This is a genomic window from Amycolatopsis sp. CA-126428, assembly GCF_002904335.1.
GTDB lineage: Bacteria > Actinomycetota > Actinomycetes > Mycobacteriales > Pseudonocardiaceae > Amycolatopsis.
This window is the reverse complement of the sequence record NZ_PPHF01000157.1, coordinates 84283-97094: the sequence shown is the minus strand read 5'-3', so window position 1 is coordinate 97094 and position 12812 is coordinate 84283. Positions and strand designations below refer to the sequence as shown.

Genomic DNA, 12812 nt, shown 5'->3' with positions numbered 1-12812 from the left:
GGTTGCCTGATCCGGTGATCGTGCCAGAAACCCCGCCGACCCCCACCCTCTACGACTGGGCCGGGGGCCGCGAAGCCCTCGTGAAGCTGTTGACGATCTTCTACGGCCACGTCCTGGAAGACCCGCTGCTCGAGCCGGTCTTCCGCGGCATGGACACCGACCACCCCCAGCACGTCGCGGTGTGGCTCGGCGAAGTCTTCGGCGGGCCGGCCGAGTACTCGGCGAGCCACGGCGGCCACGCCCACATGATCGGCCGCCACCTGGGGCGCGGCATCACCGAAGAGCAGCGGCGGCGGTGGGTGAACCTGCTGCTCGACGCCGCCGACGAGGCCGGCCTGCCCGCCGATCCCGAGTTCCGCGCCGCCTTCGCCGGCTACCTCGAATGGGGCAGCCGGCTCGCCGTCATCTTCTCCGCGCCCGGCGCCGAGCCGAACCTCCACGAGCCCGTCCCGCAGTGGGACTGGCCGCTCCCTCCCTGGCAGCCGCCGTCGCCCTAGCCGCATAGTGAGGGCAGTCGGAAGGAGACTGCCCTTGATGATCCGGGTGGACGGCCGGACCCTGCGGTGCGCGGACGTGGTGACCGCGGCGCGCACCGGGGGGCCGCTGGGTATCGACGTCTCGATCGCCGCGCTGCGAGCGGCCGAGCACGCGTGGAAGCTGGCCGAAGAACTGAGCACGCGGCGGGTGGTCTACGGCCGGACCACCGGCGTCGGGGCCAACAAGGACGACACCGTCGAAAGCTCGGTCGAGCACGGCCTGCGGCTGCTGCGCAGCCACGCGGGCGGCAGCGGCGACGAGATGCCGCCCGGCCAGGTGCGGGCGATGCTGCTGATCCGGCTCAACCAGCTGCTGTCCGGCCGGTCCGGGATCAGCCCCGAGCTGATCGGCACGCTGGCCGAAGCGGTCCGCACCGGCGCGTTGCCGCTGGTGCACCGGCTCGGCGCGATCGGCACCGGCGACCTGGCGCCGCTCGCCGAAGCGGCGCTGGCACTCACCGGCGAGCGGCCGTGGGTGATCGGGCACGTGCCGCCGGTGGCGGTGCAGGCCGGCGACGCGCTGGCCTTCATGAGCAGCAACGCCGCGACGCTCGCCGAAGCGACCCTCGCGGCGATGCGCCTGGACACGCTGACCCGCGCGAGCCACGCCGTCGCGGCACTGACGTACGTCGCGCTCGACGGCAACCCCGAGGCGTACGCGACGCCGGTGCACGAAGCGCGTCCGCACGCGGGGCAGGTCGCCTGCGCGGCCGAGATGCGGCGGCTGCTGGGCATGCACCAGACGCCGAAGCCGGGACGGCGGATCCAGGACCCGTTCGGGCTGCGCGCGTTCCCGCAGGTCCAGGGCCCGGCCCTGGACGCGATCCACTACCTGCGGGACGTCCTCGCCGTCGAGATCAACGCGAGCACGGAGAACCCGATGATCTCGACGGTCCACAACGACGCCTACCACCACGCGCACTTCCACACCGCGTACGTGTCGACGGCGCTGGACCAGGCCCGGGCGACCGTGCACCAGGTGGCGGAGCTGTCGGTGGCGCGCCTCGGCGACCTGGTGGAGCCGGAGTTCACCGGGCTGCGGCCGTTCCTGGCGGCGGGGCCGCCGGGCAGCTCGGGCGTGATGATCCTGGAGTACGTGGCGCACGACGCCCTGACCGAGCTGCGTCAGGCGGCGCTCCCGGCCACGCTCGGCACGGCGGTGGTGTCCCGCGGCATCGAGGACCACGCGAGCTTCTCGACCCAGGCGGCCCGCGCGGCGACGGCAGCGTGCTCGGCCTACCAGCAGGTGCTGGCCTGCGAGCTGGTCGCGGCGGTCCGCGCGCTGCGGATGCGGGAGGCCGACCTGGTGGAGCTGCCGGTGCGGGACGCGTTCGAAACGGCGTCGGCGGTGCTGGAGGAGAGCCTCGACGACCGGCCGCTCACCGGCGACATCGCCGCCGCCGTCGGCGTCCTGGAGCAGCTCGCGCGCATCTGACGCCGCCGTGAACGCGCGAAGGGCCGCTCCGGGCATCCCGGAGCGGCCCTTCGAACGGGGAACTCAGCCGAAGAAGACTTCGGCTTCCTGGTAGCGCTCGACCGGAACCGTCTTCAGCTCGGCCGTCGCCTCGGACAGCTTCACGCGGACGATGTCCGTGCCCTTCAGCGCCACCATCACGCCGAAGTCGCCGTCGGCCACCGCGTCGACCGCGTGCAGGCCGAAGCGGGTCGCCAGGACGCGGTCGTAGGCCGTCGGGGTGCCGCCGCGCTGGACGTGGCCCAGGACCACCGCGCGGGACTCCTTGCCGGTGCGGTGGGCGATCTCGTCCGCCAGCCAGGTGCCGATGCCGCCGAGGCGGACGTGCCCGAAGGCGTCCTTCTCCCCGGTCAGCAGCTTCTCCTCGCCGCCCTCGGGCAGCGCGCCCTCGGCGACGACGATGATCGGCGCGAACTCCTTCTCGAAGCGGCGCTCGACCCAGGAGACGACCTGGTCGACGTTGAAGTGCCGCTCCGGCACCAGGATGACGCTGGCGCCGCCGGCGAGGCCGGAGTGCAGCGCGATCCAGCCGGCGTGGCGGCCCATGACCTCGACCACGAGCGCGCGGTGGTGCGACTCGGCCGTGGTGTGCAGCCGGTCGATCGCCTCGGTCGCGATGGAGACCGCGGTGTCGAAGCCGAAGGTGTAGTCGGTCGCGCCCAGGTCGTTGTCGATCGTCTTGGGCACGCCCACGACGCCGATGCCGTCGTCGGTCAGCCGCTTCGCGACGCCGAGGGTGTCCTCGCCGCCGATCGCGATCAGCGCGTCGACGCCTTGATCGGCGAGGACCTGCCTGATCTTGTCGACACCGCCGTCGACCTTGTAGGGGTTGGTGCGCGAGGACCGCAGGATGGTGCCGCCGCGGGTGAGGATGTCCTCGACGTCGTTCAGGCCCAGCGGGCGGCTGTCGCCGGTGAGGGGGCCGTTCCAGCCGTTGCGGAAGCCCACGAAGTCCCAGCCGTGCACCTCGATGCCCTTGCGCACCACCGCGCGGATCACCGCGTTGAGTCCCGGGCAGTCGCCGCCGCCGGTCAGCACACCGACACGCATGAGAAGCCTCCGTCTGTTCTCGGGAGATGACAGTCACATTTCGTCAGACGCCAGCGTAGCGGCTCTCGTCTTGATCGGTGCAGGCCGTACCACCTGCCGGATCGGTCCTCGGTGACGGCTGTGCTACGTTGATGCGCATGCAGCGCTATTTCTGGTTTACGAAGCCGGCCCCGGGTGGGCACGGCGGCGTGAACCCGCGCTGACTCCCACCCCCGAGCCGGATTTCTGAACCGGCTCGGCGAGTCCCCCGCGGGTCGGTGTCCACCAGGAAGGAACACCCCCGCCATGACGCTCTCCGCCGGACCGGCCACCATCGGTGACCTCGACGCCGCGCGCACCACGTCGATCAGTCCGCTCATCCCGCCCGCGCTGCTGCGCGAAGACCATCCGGTCGACGCCGCGGTCGCGAAGGTGGTGCGCCACGGCCGCGCCGAGACGGTCGACATCCTCGAAGGCCGGGACGACCGGCTGCTCGTCGTGGTCGGCCCCTGCTCGGTGCACGACCCCGAAGCCGCCCTCGACTACGCCCGCCGGCTGGCGGCGAAGGCCGAGGAGCTGCGCGGCGAGCTGCACATCGTGATGCGCGTGTACTTCGAGAAGCCGCGCACCACGCTGGGCTGGAAGGGCCTGATCAACGACCCGGACCTCGACGGCACGTTCGCCGTCAACAAGGGCCTGCGGATGGCGCGCCGGCTGCTGCTCGACGTGTCGGCGCTCGGCCTGCCGGTGGGCTGCGAGTTCCTCGACCCGATCACGCCGCAGTTCATCGCGGACATCGTCACGTGGGGTTCGATCGGCGCCCGCACGGCGGCCAGCCAGGTCCACCGCCAGCTGTGCAGCGCGCTGTCGATGCCGGTGGGCATCAAGAACTCCACCGAGGGCGACGTCCAGGTGGCGATCGACGCCACCCGCGCGGCGGCGGCCAGCCACGTGTTCCCGGGCATCAACACCGACGGCCTGGCGGCGCTGCTCACGACGTCCGGCAACCCGGACTGCCACGTGATCCTGCGCGGCCACAACACGGGCCCGAACTACGACGCCGCCACGGTGGCGGACACGCTGGCCCGGCTGGCGAAGGCGGGGTTGCCGGAGCGGGTGATCATCGACGCTTCGCACGGGAACAGCGGCAAGGACCACGTGCGGCAGGCTTCGGTGGTGCGGGAGCTGGCGGCGCGGCTGGCTTCGGGTGAGCGCGGGATCGCCGGGCTGATGATGGAGAGCTTCCTGGCCGGTGGGCGGCAGGAGCTTTCGCTGGGGCGGGCTTCGGAGCTGACCTACGGGCAGTCGATCACGGACGCGTGCCTGGCTTGGGATGACACCGCGCCGCTGCTGGACGAGCTGGCTTCGGCGGTGCGGGCGCGCCGCTGAGAGGTCCCCGGCCTGGGGGTCCCCCGGTTCTTACGTTACCGGGGACCCCCGACAGTTTCGGTGTCCTCGGATGTCGGCAGCGGCTCCGGGTGCCGGCGAAGCCCGTCGCCGCTGCGGTGTTCCGTGTGGGCGGGCTTCGTCCGAAGGGGCGGCTGACCTGGGTGGTTTCGGGTCGTCTTGGCGCGGTGACCACCACCCCGAAGCCGGATTGTGACTACGGCCGGTAGTGCCGCGTCAAGGCGGGAAAGCGTGCCTTGACCCGGCACTGCCGGCCGTGTTGTGGCTTCGGATCGGGGTGGCGGGGAGGTCTGGGTGGGGCGAAGTCAGGCTGCCGGCGTTCCGTTTCGCGCGGTGAGGCAACTGACAAGGGCGCTACGCGCCGTTCCGGAACCCTGCAGACACGGCCGGCGGGTCAGCGCCGCGGGAAGTAGTTCTCGATGATTTCCCACCTCGCCAGGTTGTGCTTGGCGTCCGCCAGCGCATCGTGCTGGTCGGTCGGCGCCGCGGGCAGCTTCGGCTTCCCGGCGTCCTCCCACCGCTGCCGCAGATCGCGGGTGAACCTCGGCAGCTGCCGCGGCAGGGCCGGCATCGGGCCCCACAGCTGGGCCAGCGCCACGTGGTCGTACGCCGCGAACCAGGCCCACAGCTCGATGCCGCCCGGTGGCTTGCCGAAGAACTCCAGCAGGTCGTTGCGGATCTTCTCCCTGCTCCGCCACGCCCGGTCGGCCGGTGAGGGCAGCTTGTCCAGGACGTTGTCCCGGACCCACGGCCCCGCCTTCGAAGGGTCGAACTCCGTCGAGACCGCGTAGAACTCGCGGCCCCGCTCGTCCACCACCCCGATCGACACCAAATCGATGGTCACGCCGTCTTCGATGAACTCGGTGTCGTAGAAAAAACGCACTGGTGAACAGTAGTGGTGGCTCAGCCGACCTTGGAATCCGGCACCCGGGCCGCGTCGCGCGCGCCGGGCTGGGCCGGCACCGCGGGCTTGACGCCGGCCGCCTCCGCCGCCAGCAGCTCCTTGGCTTTGGCCGCGTAGATGTCGACGTACTCCTGGCCCGAGAGCTCCATCAGCGCGTACATGATCTCGTCGGTGATCGACCGCTCGATGAAGCGATCACCCGAAAGACCTTCGTACCGCGAGAAGTCCAGGGGCTTGCCGAACCGGACCTCGAGGCGGCGGGGCCACCACATCTTCGAACCGATCGGGTTGACCTTGTCCGTGCCGACCATCGCCACCGGGACCACGACGCCGCCGGACTCCAGGGCGATCCGCGCCACGCCCGTCTTGCCCTTGTACAGGCGTCCGTCCGGGGAGCGCGTGCCCTCCGGGTAGATCCCGAGCAGGTGTCCCTCGCGGACCAGGCGGGTCGCCGTGTCGAGCGCGGCCTGGGCGGCGTTGCCGCCGGACCGGTCGATCGGGAACTGGCCGACGCCGGTGAAGAACCACTTCTTGAGCGTGCCCTTGAACCCGGGCTCGGTGAAGTACTCGGACTTGGCCGGGAAGGTCACCTTGCGCTTGACCCGCAGCGGCATGAAGAACGAGTCCGCGACCGCCAGGTGGTTGCCGGCCAGGATCGCGCCACCCGTCTCGGGGATGTTCTCCGCGCCGACGACCTTGGTCGGCCAGAGCGTCTTGAGCAGCGGTCCGAGGAACACCCACTTCATGAGCCAGTACAGCACCGGTGTCTCAGTCCTCCATCGCAGCCGCAGCCCCTGTTCACCCGAGACGAACAGCCTACGAACCCGGGTGGCCGCCGCACAACGGCGACCACCCGGTTACCACTTCGGCAGCGATCGATCTCACAGCGAATTCCGGGCCCGGGCGGACCCCCACAACGTCCACCGGCCGTGAGAGCATGGAGGGACTGCACCGCTCACACGGAAGGCGATCGCATGGGCGTGCTCGCCGGCGCGGAACCGTTCGGCCACACCGGTTCGGCCGAAACCGGGTTCCTGCTCTGCCACGGGTTCACCGGTACCCCGGCGAGCATGCGGGCCTGGGGTGACCACCTGGCCGGGGCCGGGTTCACGGTGCGCTGCCCGCTGCTGCCCGGCCACGGCACCCGCTGGCCGGACCTCAACCGCACGACGTGGGAGGACTGGTACGGCGCCGTCCGCGAGGCCCTGCTCGCGCTGCTGGCGACGTGCAAGACCGTGTTCGTCGGCGGCCTCTCGATGGGCGGCACGCTCACCCTGCGCCTGGCCGAGGAGTTCGGCGACCGGATCGCCGGGATCGTGCTGGTCAACCCGTCGGTGACGCGGCTGAAGTGGGACACGCGGCTGCTGCCGGTGCTGGGCCGGATCGTGCCGTCGGTGCCGGCGATCGCGAACGACATCAAGAAGCCGGGCGAGACGGAGCTGGCCTACCCGCGGACGCCGGTGCGCGCGGCGGCGAGCCTGGCGAAGCTGTGGGCCGTCGTGCGCGCCGACCTGGCGAAGGTGACCCAGCCGGTGCTGCTGCTGCACTCGTCGGTCGACCACGTCGTCGAGCCGGTGAACTCGCAGCTGGTGCTCGACGGCGTCTCGAGCACCGACGTCACCGAGGTCGTGCTGGAGAACAGCTACCACGTGGCGACGCAGGACAACGACGCCGAAGTGATCTTCACCCGCAGTGTCGAGTTCGCGAAGGCGCACGCCGCCCAGCCGGAGGAGACCGCATGAGCCGGGGGAAGGACGGGCCGGAGGACGTCGACGCGACGTTCGCCGAGATCGTCGCCGACCTGCGGGCCGACGGGTTCGGGCTCCCGGAATCGGACACTGCCGACACTGCGGACACCGCCGGCGCGGCCGGCGCGGAGCCGGAGCCGCGCCGGGCGCCCGAGCGGCCCGCCGACCCGCCGGCCGTGGAGGCCCCGCCGGAGCCCGGCTGGCGGTCCGGGGGCACGTCGTGGGACGCCACGATGTTCTCCGACGACCCGGCGGAGGACGACGAGCACTACGTCCCGCCCGACCCGCCGCCGCTGCCCCGGCCGAAGCTGGGCGCGTTCCTCATCCTGCTGCTGTTCCTGGCCGGGCTGTTCCTGCTGATCCTGCCCGGCGCGATCGGCGTCGGCCCGACGGTGGCGACACCGCTGGGCATCCTCGCGCTCGCGACCTCGATCGCGCTGCTGCTGCTCCGCGTGCGGCAGGGTCCGCCGCCCGGCGCGGACCCCAGCACCGGCGCCCAGGTCTAATCGGACGGCGATGCACATCGAGTTCAGTCCTTCGCGGCGATCGACCGTCGGCGCGGAATGGGAGCTCGGCCTGGTGGACCGCCGCAGCGGCGAGCTGTCCTCGGTGGCCGAGCGGATCCTCGAGGCCGTCCGGCCCGACGGGCAGCCGGAGCACCCGAAGATCAAGCAGGAGCTGCTGCTCAACACGATCGAGATCATCACCGGCGTCTGCGGCACGATCGCCGAGGTCAAGGCCGACCTGAACGACTCGCTCGACGTCGTGCACGGCGTCGCCGACCCGCTCGGCGTCGAGATGTTCTCGGCGGGCACGCACCCGTTCTCGAACTGGTACCAGCAGAAGGTCACCGACAAGGAGCGCTACGCCAAGCTGATCGACCGGACCCAGTGGTGGGGACGGCAGATGCTGATCTACGGCGTCCACATCCACGTCGGGGTCGACCACCGCGAGAAGGTGCTGCCGGTGCTCGACGCGCTGCTCAACTACGCGCCGCACCTGCAGGCGCTGTCGGCGTCTTCGCCGTACTGGGGTGCCGAGGACACCGGGTACGCGTCGAACCGGGCGCTGATGTTCCAGCAGCTGCCGACGGCCGGGCTGCCGTTCCAGTTCCGGAAGTGGGCGGAGCTGGAGAGCTACGTCGAGGACATGTTCACGACCGGCGTGATCGACAGCTTCTCGGAGATCCGCTGGGACATCCGGCCGTCGCCGAAGCTCGGCACGATCGAGATGCGTGTGTGCGACGGCCTGCCGACGCTGGAGGAGGTCGGCGCGATCGCGGCGCTGACCCAGTGCCTGGTGGACGACTTCGTCGAGCGCCTGGAAGACGGCGAGATCCTCCCGACGCTGCCGCCGTGGCACGTCCAGGAGAACAAGTGGCGCGCGGCCCGCTACGGCACGGACGCGATCATCATCCTGGACGCGGCCGGGCGCGAGCGGCTGGTCACCGACGACGTGGCCGACCTGCTGGACCGGCTCGAGCCGGTGGCGCGGCGGCTGGACTGCGTCGCCGAGCTGCGGGACGTCGAGACGATCCTGCGCTACGGGCCGAGCTACCGGCGGCAGCGGGCCGTCGCGGAGCGGCACAAGGGCAGCCTCAAGGCCGTCGTCGCGTCGCTGGTGGCCGAGATGCGCGACGGGATCGCGAAGGACTAAAGCTCGTCGAGCTGCCGGCGGAGCGTGCCGGGGCCGAGGATCGAGGCGCCGAGCGCTTCGACGCGCCTCTTCAGCTCACGGTCGGCCGTCGCGACCAGGACGCTCGCTGTTTGCTGCGCGACGACCTCGACGATCTTCGAGTCACCGTCGGTGTCGGCGGCGACGACCTCGACACCCGCGGCCGACGTGACCCGCTTGGCCTGCCCTTCGACGACCAGGATGATCCGCGGCCACCAGGTCACGGTGGCGTCGTCCGGGTCGGGCACGCCGGCTTCGGCGAGCTTGGCGAGCCGGTCGCGGAGCCGCTCGGCGGCGCCGTGCCGGTCGCGCCACCAGCCGTCCGGACGCGAGCCGACGACGTTGGCGGCGTCGACGACCAGGACGAGTTCGCGGCCGACCCGGTCGCGCAGGTCCGGCCACGCGGCGGCGAAATCGCGGTGAAGGGGGTAACCGGGGACGTCGTCGGGATCCACCCAGCGCACCTCCGCACTTTCGGTGTTGGCGACCCGCGCCTCGGCGCCGTCGGCGAGGGCCAGGACGGTGGTGTAGCTCCAGTCGCCATGATCGACGACGGAGGCGGAGACCGCACGGAAGGCCTCGGCGGGGACGGAGGCCTCTTCGAAGGCTTCCCGCGTGGCCGCGCCGACGGCGGTTTCGCCGGCTTCGATGGCCCCGCCGGGCAACGCCCAGGTGCGGCCGTGGTGCACCCACCAGGCGCGGCGCTGCAGGAGCACACCGCGGGCGGGATCGACGAGCAGCAGACCCGCGGCACCGTAGCGACCCCAGTGCAGATGCCCGCAGGAACAGCGGACGAAGACGCTGGCGGACGGCAGGCTCACGTGTCCAGCGTGTCACAGGTCGGCCGCGGACCACCTCTCAACGGAAGCCGAGGCTAGCTCCCGACGACCGCCGGGGCTCCCTCCCGCCGGCCGCCGGCGAAGAGCGGGTGAGTCCAGCTCGCGGGAAAGGCCACGGCAGCAGACGGACCGGAACGTGAACGGGGCCCACACCCCCCGCAACCCCGATCCGAAGCCAGAACACGGCCGGCGGCACCGGGTCAGGGCACGCTTTCCCGCCTCCCCAGACCAGGTCAGACCAGAGTCTTCGCCGCTTCCAGAGCCAGAGCCGCCGCACCGACGATCGCCGTGTCGTCGCCGAGGTGGGCCGTCCTGATCCTTGCCAACGGCCGGTGCCGCGCCCCGGTGATCGTCGCCGCGTAGTGTTCCCGAGCCTCGTCCAAGAACAGCGGCGCCGACTCCGACACGCCGCCCCCGATCACGATGATCTCCGGGTCGAACACGTCCGCCACCAGGGCCAGGCCCTCGCCCAGCCACTTGGCCAGCTCCGCCATCGCCAGCTGGGCGATCGGGTCGCCGTCGCGGGCCGCGCCCGCCACGCGGCGGCCCGTCACCGAGCCCGGGTCGCCCGCGACCTGCGGGGCCAGCACCGTCGACCGGCCCGGGTGCCGCGCCAGCAGCTCCACCGCCGTGGCCGCCAGGGCCGTTCCGCTGCAATACCGCTCCCAGCAGCCGTACTTGCCGCACGGGCACGGGCGGCCGCCGCGGACCACCGTCAAGTGGCCCAGCTCCGGCGCGACGCCGTACGCGCCCCGATACAGCTTGCCGTCCAGCAGCAGCCCGGCGCCGATGCCCGTGCCCAGTGCCACCAGGGCCGCCACCTGGGCGCCGCGGGCCGCGCCGAAGCGGTGCTCGCCCACGATCGCCGAATTGACGTCGTGCTCCAGCAGCACCGGCAGGCCGACGCGCTTTTCGATCCGGTCGGCGACCGGGGCGCCGCGCCACGCCAGGTGCGGGGCGAACATCACCGACCGGCGGTCGCGCGCCACGAAACCCGCCACCGCGAGCCCGACCCCGGCCACTTCGTGCCGGTTGCGCAGGTCCTCGACCACGCCGGCGATGGCGTCCTCGAGGGCGCCTTCCTCGGTCGGCGTCGCGACGCGGGCCGTGTCGAGCAGGGAGCCGCGTTCGTCCACCACGCCGGCCCGGATGCTCGTCCCGCCGACGTCCACCCCTATCGTCCGCACTCAGCTCTCCCACTCGTCGCGCCTGCGGACGGCGATGTGCTGCACCCTGGCCGGCGCCGTGGCGTCCGGCGCGGGCCGCGCCGCGGGCCGGAACCCGGGCATGTGCACGCCCTCCTCCGGCTCCCACCGGTCCGCGAGCACCGCGCGCAGCAGGGCGACCAGCTGCGCGAGCTGCTCGGCCAGCCGCGCGACCAGCTCGGGCCGTTCCCCCCGCACCACCGCGACGATCGCACAGAGCGGACACCAGCCGCACGCCGAACCGTCCGGTTTCGCCTCGTCAGGGGGGCTGTAACCACCGGGGGCTTCGCCACCCGGAACCCCCGAAAAGAAGCTGCCGTGCCCGGCCGCGAGCAGCCCTTCGAGCCACGGCGCCGCCTTCTCCGCGACCAGCTCGGCGAGCAGGCGGATCTCCTCCGTCAGGCGCGGCCCGTGTTCCTCTTCGCTCACCCGCGTCCCCGGTTCCCGGCCAGGTGCACGACCAGGCCGTCGGCGTCGGATTCCGCGCCGGTGATCCGGCACGGCCGCAGCGGCTCCGGCAGGGCGATGAGCCTGCGGAAGCCGTCCACGGTGATCGCCAGGTCGTCGTCGACGCGGGCGAGGTCGACCTCGGCGTCCCGCGCCAGCGGGAGCGCGACGCGCAGGGTGTACCCGCCGGTGGCCGGCCGCACCCTCAGCAGCGGGGTGACGGGAGCGCCGTTGCCCGCGAGGGGGTCTTCGCTCCCGTAAAGCTCGGCGGCGATCTCCAGCAGCGCGGGCAGCCCGACCGGCTCGACGGCGCGGTGCTCGACCCGGGCGACCGGCGCGATCCCGGCCGCGGCGAGTTCGGCGAGCACGGCGTCCTGCTGCGTCCGCCGGGTGCGCAGCCAGGACGCGGCGCCGCCGCGCCAGATGCCGGGCGCGGGCATCAGCCGGTTGGCGATCAGCCCGTCGACGGCGATGCCGCGCAGGGCCAGGGAACTGAGCGTGCGCCGCGCCTCGGCGACGACCACCCGCTCCGGCGTCAGGACCAGCCGGACCGTCGTCACCGACGGGTCGGTGAGCAGCCCGCGCAGGCCGTCGAGGTGGGCGCCGAGGCGGCGCACCGAGTCCGTGACCCGGCCGCGCGGCCCGAACACCCGCGTCAGGTAACCGGAGACGGCCTCGGGCAGGGCGAGCAGGCGCAGCGTCTCGGCCGTCGGCCCGCAGTCGACGACGACGGTCTCCCACGGCCCGTCCTCGGCCAGCCGGCGGACCTCGGTGAGGGCGAGCAGCTCGTCGACACCGGGCAGCACGGTGAGCTCTTCGGCGTCCACCATGTCGAGCCCCGCACCGGCCAGCACCGTCCGCAGCTCGCCGCGCAGCCGATCCCAGCTCGTGTCCACCAGGGTGCGCGAGTCGACCTGCACGCCCGAAAGGAGGGTGTCCACTTCGGACGGTTCGGCGCCGAGGCGGTGCCCGAAGGCGTCACCGAGCGAGTGCGCCGGGTCCGTGGACACGACGAGGGTCTTCCTGCCGCGAGCGGCGAGGGCGGCGCCGGTGGCCGCGGCCAGCGTGGTCTTCCCGACACCCCCCTTGCCGGTGCACAGCAGGATCCGCACGTCAGCCCTCGGCCCGCTTCTTGAGCTCCTTCAGCGCGGTGTCCATGACCATCTTCTCGGCCTTGCGGCGCAGCAGGCCGATCATCGGCAGCGCCAGCTCGACCGACAGCGTGTAGGTGACCCGCGTGCGGCCGCCGAGGTCGGCCAGCGCGTAGCGGCCGTTCTGCGCCTTCTGCATCTGGCCCTTGACCAGGTGCCAGCTGACGCCGAGGCCGTCATCGTCCCAGTCGTACTCGAGGGTGTAGACGTCCTTGATCGGCCCCGCGTCCAAGGTCAGCTTGACCTGCTTGGCCCGGCCCTCGGCGTCGGTGTCGAGGACCTCGGCCTGCCGGACGGCCTTGGCCCATTCCGGGTACGCGGGGAAGTCGGCGATCACGGCCATCACCCGGCTGGGCTCGGCGTCGACCTCGATGGACTGTGTGGACTGCTCGGCCATG

General features: G+C 72.3%; 14 protein-coding genes. 6 read left to right on the top strand and 8 right to left on the bottom strand.

Translation table 11 applies throughout. The annotated features are described in order from the left end of the window. Positions 1-14 precede the first annotated feature (14 nt). Both C2L58_RS40340 and C2L58_RS40335 read left to right on the top strand, forming a co-directional pair. Positions 15-497, top strand: a complete 483-nt coding sequence (locus tag C2L58_RS40340; RefSeq protein WP_103342886.1) for a group II truncated hemoglobin — start codon at positions 15-17, stop codon at positions 495-497. A gap of 37 nt (positions 498-534) precedes the next feature. Continuing rightward, entirely contained in the window at positions 535-1971 is a 1437-nt protein-coding gene (locus C2L58_RS40335) for an aromatic amino acid ammonia-lyase (RefSeq protein WP_103342885.1), read from the top strand. Between the two features lie 63 nt (positions 1972-2034). Here the strand turns inward: C2L58_RS40335 and C2L58_RS40330 are convergent, their stop codons facing one another. Continuing rightward, on the bottom strand, positions 2035-3060 hold the full coding sequence (locus C2L58_RS40330; protein ID WP_103342884.1) for a 6-phosphofructokinase: 1026 nt from the start codon (positions 3058-3060) through the stop codon (positions 2035-2037). Positions 3061-3345: 285 nt separating this feature from the next. Between C2L58_RS40330 and C2L58_RS40325 the strand changes: the two genes are divergently transcribed. Further along, a complete protein-coding gene (locus C2L58_RS40325) occupies positions 3346-4428 on the top strand; it encodes a 3-deoxy-7-phosphoheptulonate synthase (RefSeq protein WP_103342883.1) in 1083 nt (360 codons plus the stop codon). Positions 4429-4840: 412 nt separating this feature from the next. Here C2L58_RS40325 and C2L58_RS40320 read toward each other — a convergent pair whose 3' ends face one another. Beyond that, on the bottom strand, positions 4841-5329 hold the full coding sequence (locus tag C2L58_RS40320) for a polyadenylate-specific 3'-exoribonuclease AS (RefSeq protein ID WP_103342882.1): 489 nt from the start codon (positions 5327-5329) through the stop codon (positions 4841-4843). A 20-nt stretch (positions 5330-5349) separates the two neighbouring features. Further along, a complete protein-coding gene (locus C2L58_RS40315) occupies positions 5350-6111 on the bottom strand; it encodes a lysophospholipid acyltransferase family protein (RefSeq protein ID WP_103342881.1) in 762 nt (253 codons plus the stop codon). A 213-nt stretch (positions 6112-6324) separates the two neighbouring features. Here C2L58_RS40315 and C2L58_RS40310 point away from each other — a divergent pair, with 213 nt between their 5' ends. From C2L58_RS40310 to C2L58_RS40300, 3 genes are read left to right on the top strand one after another with little or no spacing between them, the layout of a single operon-like run. Next, complete coding sequence (locus tag C2L58_RS40310) at positions 6325-7092, top strand: alpha/beta hydrolase (RefSeq protein WP_013224329.1); 768 nt, start codon at positions 6325-6327, stop codon at positions 7090-7092. Then, on the top strand, positions 7089-7604 hold the full coding sequence (locus C2L58_RS40305; protein WP_103342880.1) for a hypothetical protein: 516 nt from the start codon (positions 7089-7091) through the stop codon (positions 7602-7604). Before C2L58_RS40310 ends, C2L58_RS40305 begins: the two co-directional genes overlap by 4 nt. A 10-nt stretch (positions 7605-7614) precedes the next feature. Further along, complete coding sequence (locus C2L58_RS40300; protein ID WP_103342879.1) at positions 7615-8754, top strand: glutamate--cysteine ligase; 1140 nt, start codon at positions 7615-7617, stop codon at positions 8752-8754. Here the strand turns inward: C2L58_RS40300 and C2L58_RS40295 are convergent. The 5 genes from C2L58_RS40295 to C2L58_RS40275 all read right to left on the bottom strand — a co-directional run bounded on the left by C2L58_RS40295 (position 8751) and on the right by C2L58_RS40275 (position 12811). Further along, positions 8751-9593, bottom strand: coding sequence for an NUDIX hydrolase (locus C2L58_RS40295; protein ID WP_103342878.1), 843 nt, complete (start codon positions 9591-9593; stop codon positions 8751-8753). The two genes, C2L58_RS40300 and C2L58_RS40295, sit on opposite strands and share 4 nt — an antisense overlap. A gap of 251 nt (positions 9594-9844) precedes the next feature. After that, on the bottom strand, positions 9845-10783 hold the full coding sequence (locus C2L58_RS40290; protein ID WP_103342877.1) for an ROK family protein: 939 nt from the start codon (positions 10781-10783) through the stop codon (positions 9845-9847). Positions 10784-10798: 15 nt separating this feature from the next. Further along, positions 10799-11245, bottom strand: coding sequence for a hypothetical protein (locus C2L58_RS40285; protein WP_103342876.1), 447 nt, complete (start codon positions 11243-11245; stop codon positions 10799-10801). Then, complete coding sequence (locus C2L58_RS40280) at positions 11242-12375, bottom strand: ArsA family ATPase (protein ID WP_103342875.1); 1134 nt, start codon at positions 12373-12375, stop codon at positions 11242-11244. Before C2L58_RS40280 ends, C2L58_RS40285 begins: the two co-directional genes overlap by 4 nt. 1 nt (position 12376) lies before the next feature. Then, on the bottom strand, positions 12377-12811 hold the full coding sequence (locus C2L58_RS40275) for an SRPBCC family protein (protein WP_103342874.1): 435 nt from the start codon (positions 12809-12811) through the stop codon (positions 12377-12379). Position 12812: the final 1 nt, after the last annotated feature.

Bases quoted from the DNA above. Each gene is read 5' to 3' on its own strand.
- C2L58_RS40310 (WP_013224329.1), top strand. From the start codon at position 6,325: ATGGGCGTGCTCGCCGGCGCGGAACCGTTCGGCCACACCGGTTCGGCC.
- C2L58_RS40305 (WP_103342880.1), top strand. From the start codon at position 7,089: ATGAGCCGGGGGAAGGACGGGCCGGAGGACGTCGACGCGACGTTCGCC.
- C2L58_RS40335 (WP_103342885.1), top strand. From the start codon at position 535: ATGATCCGGGTGGACGGCCGGACCCTGCGGTGCGCGGACGTGGTGACC.
- C2L58_RS40300 (WP_103342879.1), top strand. From the start codon at position 7,615: ATGCACATCGAGTTCAGTCCTTCGCGGCGATCGACCGTCGGCGCGGAA.
- C2L58_RS40330 (WP_103342884.1), bottom strand. From the start codon at position 3,060: ATGCGTGTCGGTGTGCTGACCGGCGGCGGCGACTGCCCGGGACTCAAC.
- C2L58_RS40325 (WP_103342883.1), top strand. From the start codon at position 3,346: ATGACGCTCTCCGCCGGACCGGCCACCATCGGTGACCTCGACGCCGCG.
- C2L58_RS40275 (WP_103342874.1), bottom strand. From the start codon at position 12,811: ATGGCCGAGCAGTCCACACAGTCCATCGAGGTCGACGCCGAGCCCAGC.